The organism is Candidatus Egerieousia sp. (assembly GCF_056211015.1).
In genome coordinates this window covers 1-1,761 of record NZ_JBAELF010000124.1, presented here as the reverse complement: position 1 = coordinate 1,761, position 1,761 = coordinate 1, and the positions used below count along the sequence as shown (strand labels likewise).

At 42.4% G+C, this 1,761-nt stretch carries 3 protein-coding genes; 1 reads left to right on the top strand and 2 read right to left on the bottom strand.

The window, feature by feature from the left end; translation table 11 throughout:
* Positions 1-741 (top strand): restriction endonuclease subunit S (locus tag AC06L3_RS08315; protein ID WP_475670157.1); only part of this gene is annotated, 741 nt, incomplete at its 5' end.
* A gap of 46 nt (positions 742-787) precedes the next feature.
* Here AC06L3_RS08315 and AC06L3_RS08310 read toward each other — a convergent pair.
* Positions 788-1,522: a hypothetical protein gene (locus AC06L3_RS08310; RefSeq protein WP_475670156.1), complete on the bottom strand. Its 735-nt coding sequence runs from the start codon at positions 1,520-1,522 to the stop codon at positions 788-790.
* A gap of 42 nt (positions 1,523-1,564) precedes the next feature.
* Positions 1,565-1,761, bottom strand: a 197-nt coding sequence (locus AC06L3_RS08305) for a hypothetical protein (RefSeq protein WP_475670155.1), incomplete at its 5' end; no start/stop codon positions are given.

The following is a 1,761-nucleotide window of genomic DNA, read 5'->3' as shown; positions in this document are numbered from 1 at the left end:
AAGAAGATATGCCTTAATAAGCGGATAAATCAGAATTTAGAGGCGATGGCTAAGCAACTATACGACTACTGGTTTGTGCAGTTTGACTTTCCAGACAAGGAAGGAAAACCATACAAATCAAGCGGAGGTACTATGCAGTGGAATGAAAAGGTAAAACGAGACATACCTGAGGGATGGCAAGTCGTACCTTTACCTGAAATTGCTGTATTTACTAATGGATTGGCTTGTCAGAAGTTTAGGCCAACAGACGAGAATAAACTACCGGTAATCAAAATAAAAGAAATGCATGACGGAATCTCTCCTGAAACTGAGTTTGTGAAATCGAATATACCGGATGCTGTTAAGGTTTACAATGGTGACATCCTCTTTTCTTGGTCAGCATCTTTGGAAGTAATGCAATGGTCCTACGGTGATGGAGGTCTTAACCAACATATTTTCAAGGTTACATCAAATAACGGATGGCCAAAGTACTTCTACTACTATCAGTTACTTGATTATGTATCTGTCTTTAAAAGAATGGCGGAGGCAAGGAAGACAACCATGGGGCATATAACACAGGATCATCTTGCGCAAAGCACAATAATTGTCCCACCGACAAAAGAACTTGCAAATCTATTATCAGGTAGAATTAATCCAATTCTTGATAAAATTGTTGCGAATAGTAGTGAGATTTCTGCACTGCAAAAGCAACGTGACGTGCTCCTTCCTTTACTTATGAATGGTCAGGTATCCATTACGTAGCTAAATTCTGATTTAGAAGCGATTTCTATAGTCGCTTAGAACAAAGTTATTCCGAAACCAATTCTCCTCTCTTATACTTCTCAACAAGATAATTCAGCAGGCAGGCATGTACGTTTGTCAGGAATTCATTTGCGGCCAGCAATGTGTTGTAAAGTTTCAAGTTGTCCATCATGTCCTTGCTTTCAATGTCTTCCTCCTGACGGGACAGGTATAGTTTCTCAGCGTCCAAATGAGTTTCAAGATTGCGTTCATCTCTCCACCAGGAAGAGGATTGTGCGTGCCCTTCAAGCCTATGGGTCAATTCTTCATATTGATTCTGAATGACGGCTGGGAAGTGTTCCATCAAAGGCTTGAGCCTGTTCCACTCCGACTTCTTTTGAGTTTTTGTGTCAAAACCATAGAGTCGTTTGAAACCTTCGTTGAAAATTACCATCATCTTTCCCCTCATGAAACGGCGGTCATAGTCAGCATCGGCCAATATGAAGTATTTGCCTGCCGCTAGGCAGTCCGTCATGGTCAAAGTGATGAAGAGCATCACTGACGCGACCGTGTAATCAATTACATGGTATTCATCCTGTTGATTACGACTGCCTCCCAGGGCATCTTGAATAAGTGGCAATCCTGAGGAATGTTGCGATATGGTCTCGTTAATGATTGTTACCAGTTCACTTCGTTCTTCCTCAGTGAGTTTCTTCCCATTGTAATTCACCGACTCAAACAATTGGGCGTAATTGTAATTTCGGATCGGTGAATACTGGATGTCTGATAAATCTTCGTTCATGTTGGATGTGATTAGTAAGCAAATATAGCACAGTCTTCTTGATTATCGGAACGTTTTTGTCACCCCAACCACCTCCAACCCCAATTCCTCGATTAGAGCCAGGACCTCGGCGTGGAATTCCGGCGAGATGTATTTCCTGACTTCCAGGAACACGAGATTTTCGCTGACTGGAAGGCCGGAAAGTGGTTCTGACACTTCCTTCGGAAGGTCACCCCTCCGCTCCTGCATCCATTTGATTA

Bases quoted from the DNA above. Each gene is read 5' to 3' on its own strand.
- AC06L3_RS08310 (WP_475670156.1), bottom strand. From the start codon at position 1,522: ATGAACGAAGATTTATCAGACATCCAGTATTCACCGATCCGAAATTAC.